This is a genomic window from Streptomyces sp. NPDC059853 (assembly GCF_042731495.1).
Lineage (GTDB): Bacteria > Actinomycetota > Actinomycetes > Streptomycetales > Streptomycetaceae > Streptomyces.
Genome location: NZ_JBHWJL010000477.1, coordinates 1 through 2,533, shown reverse-complemented (window position 1 = coordinate 2,533; position 2,533 = coordinate 1). Strand labels below are relative to the sequence as shown.

3 protein-coding genes are annotated in these 2,533 nt (G+C 76.1%); 1 reads left to right on the top strand and 2 read right to left on the bottom strand.

Going from position 1 to position 2,533, the window contains the following annotated elements; translation table 11 throughout:
- The first annotated feature begins 124 nt into the window (after positions 1–124).
- Positions 125–691 carry a TetR/AcrR family transcriptional regulator gene (locus ACFV5N_RS26975; protein WP_385604908.1) on the top strand — a complete coding sequence of 189 codons (567 nt, stop codon included), beginning with the start codon at positions 125–127 and terminating at the stop codon, positions 689–691.
- On the opposite strand, the gene ACFV5N_RS26970 is transcribed toward ACFV5N_RS26975, so the two are convergent.
- Both ACFV5N_RS26970 and ACFV5N_RS26965 read right to left on the bottom strand, forming a co-directional pair.
- Entirely contained in the window at positions 660–1,481 is an 822-nt protein-coding gene (locus ACFV5N_RS26970; protein ID WP_385604905.1) for a pentapeptide repeat-containing protein, read from the bottom strand. The two genes, ACFV5N_RS26975 and ACFV5N_RS26970, sit on opposite strands and share 32 nt — an antisense overlap.
- A gap of 105 nt (positions 1,482–1,586) precedes the next feature.
- The gene (locus ACFV5N_RS26965; protein ID WP_385604902.1) at positions 1,587–2,531 is read right to left on the bottom strand and encodes a GlxA family transcriptional regulator; all 945 of its coding nucleotides are present in this window, start codon (positions 2,529–2,531) and stop codon (positions 1,587–1,589) included.
- Between the last annotated feature and the right edge of the window lie 2 nt (positions 2,532–2,533).

Here is a 2,533-nt window from a genome sequence, read left to right as displayed (position 1 = left end):
GGCATGGGGTCGCTCCTCGGGTCGGGGCAGGCACGGAGAGCTAAACGGCGGGGCCCGCCGTTTACGTTTTCGGTACGATACGGAGGACCCCGCCACTTGGCAAACCCCCTCCGGAGGCGCCCCCATGCCCGCCCAGCAACGCGCGGACGCCCGGCGCAATCACGCCCTGATCCTCGCCGTGGCCGAGGCCGAGGTCGCCGCCCACGGCGCCGACACCTCCCTGGAACAGGTCGCGCGCGCAGCGGGCGTCGGATCGGCCACCGTGCGACGCCACTTCCCCAGCCGCCGCGCCCTGCTCGACGCCGTCTTCCAGGAGCGCGTCGAAGCCCTGTGCGAGCGCGCCCGCGTGCTGGCGGACGCCCCCGACAGCCGCGCCGCGCTGCTCGCCTGGCTGAGCGACCTCACCGCGTACGCCGCCTCCGCCCGGGGCATGGCCGCCACCCTCACCTACGAGGAGGCGCACGTGTCCCGGTGCACCACGAAACTGAGCGACGCCGCCGACCCCCTGCTGCGCCGCGCCGCCCGGGACGGCGCGGTCTCCCCCGGCCTCACCATCGTCGATCTGCTGACCCTGGTCACCGGCATCGCGCTCGCCACCGAGCACCACCGCGACCCGGCCGCCGAGGCGGACCGGCTGCTCGCCCTGGCCGTGGCCGGGATCAGCCCGCCGGCCAGTGGGCGGGACGGCTGAGCCCTCCGGGCAGCCGGGTGGCGGCGTCGCCCCGGGCGGCGTTCAGCTGCGCCTGGGTGACGAAGAGCGCGCCCCGCAGATCCGCCCCGTGCAGCCGCGCGTCGCGGAGGTCCGCGCCGATCAGATCGGCCCGCGACAGCCGCGCCGACCGCAGATCGGCGGCGATCAGCAGCGCGCCGCGCAGACTCGCGCCGCGCAGATCGGCGCCCTTCAGCCGGGCGCCGAGGAGATCCGCGCCCCGGTGATCGCGGCGGCGGCCCGGAACCCCGGCCCGTACCCGTTCGCTGACGCACAGCAGCAACGCGCTGACCGTGTCCCGGTGGGCGGCCACATCGGCGGCGCGCAGCTCCTCGGGGGTACCGGCGGCCAGCCGCTCCGTCGCCTCCAGCGCCCGGCGCACCTCGCCGTGCAGCGCGGCGGCGGGCCGCAGGGTCAGGGCCTCCGACAGGTACCACAGCAGTTCGTGGAGCTGCCGGACAACGGGGAAGGCGGCGAACATGGCGCGGGCGGTCTCCGGATCCTGCCGCCAGTCCCGTCCCCCGAACGTGTGCTGCGAGACGCGCTGACCGGCGCCGAAGCAGTCGTAGACGGTGCAGCCGGCGTACCCGGCCGGGCGCAGCCGCTCGTGGATGCCGCAGCGGAAGTCCTCGCGCAACTGCGCACAGGGCCGGCCGGCGGGCTTGTCGGCCGCGAAGTCGGCGGAGGCGGCGAACGGCAGGGCGACGCAGCACAGCGCGAAACAGCGGGCGCAGTCGGCCGTGAGGAGGGGAAGCCGGTCGGGACGGGACACGGGGGAACACTTTGCCAGGGGAAACGCCGTCGACGTACCGGTTTTCCCGCGCCTCCGCCCGGACGGCCGACCCCGCCCCGCGCCCCGTGCCCAGGCGCGACAGCTTCAGCCGTGCCGGGCCGCCCGCCGGTACGCCGACGGCGTGGTCGCGAACAGATCGGCGAAGACCTGCCGCAGCGTCTCGGTGGTGCGCAGTCCGCACTGGCGGGCGATGGCGGTGAGCGGCAGGCTGGTGGCGGCCAGCAGCTGGGCGGCCGCTTCGGCGCGCACGGCGCGCACGTGCCGGGCAGGCGTGGTGCCGAGCTCCGCGGCGAACAGCCGGGTGAGGTGACGCGGGCTCACCCCGGCGAATCGCGCCAGCGTGGCAGCGTCGAGGTCGGCGTCCGGGTGGGCGGTGATGTGTTCGCAGACCTCCCGGACCAGCCGGTGGTCGGGCGGCGGCGCCGCCACGTGCATGCTCACCTGCGCCTGGTTGCCCGGCCGCTGCAGGTACGCGACCAGCAACCGGGCCACCTCGCGGGCCAGCGCCGGGCCGTGGTCCTGCTCCACCAGGTCGAGCGTGAGGTCGATCGCGCTGGTCACGCCCGCCGAGGTATGGACATTGCCGTCGGAGACGAACAGCGACGCGGGGTCCACGGTGACGGCCGGGTACCGGGCGGCCAGCTCCGCCGCCCACGTCCAGTGCGTGGCCGCCCGGCGCCGGTCCAGCAGGCCGGCCGCGGCCAGCAGGGTGGCGCCCGTGCACACCGAGACCACCCGGCGGCTGAGCCCGGCCAGCCGGCGCAGGTGGACGAGCAGCCGGGCGTCCTCGGCAGCGGTCTGATGCCCCGGCCCGCCCGCCACCACCACGCTGTCCAGCCGGCCGCCGACCCGCTCCAGGGCGTCGGCGGCGAGGGCGAGGCCGCAGCTCGTGCGCACCGGCAGGCCACCGAGCGAGACCAGTTCGACCCGGTATCCGGGGTTCGCGCCCCAGCGGGTGGCCGCGTCGAACACGCCTGTCGGGCAGGAGATGTCGAGCAGCTCGGTGTCCGGGTAACCGATCACGACCACAC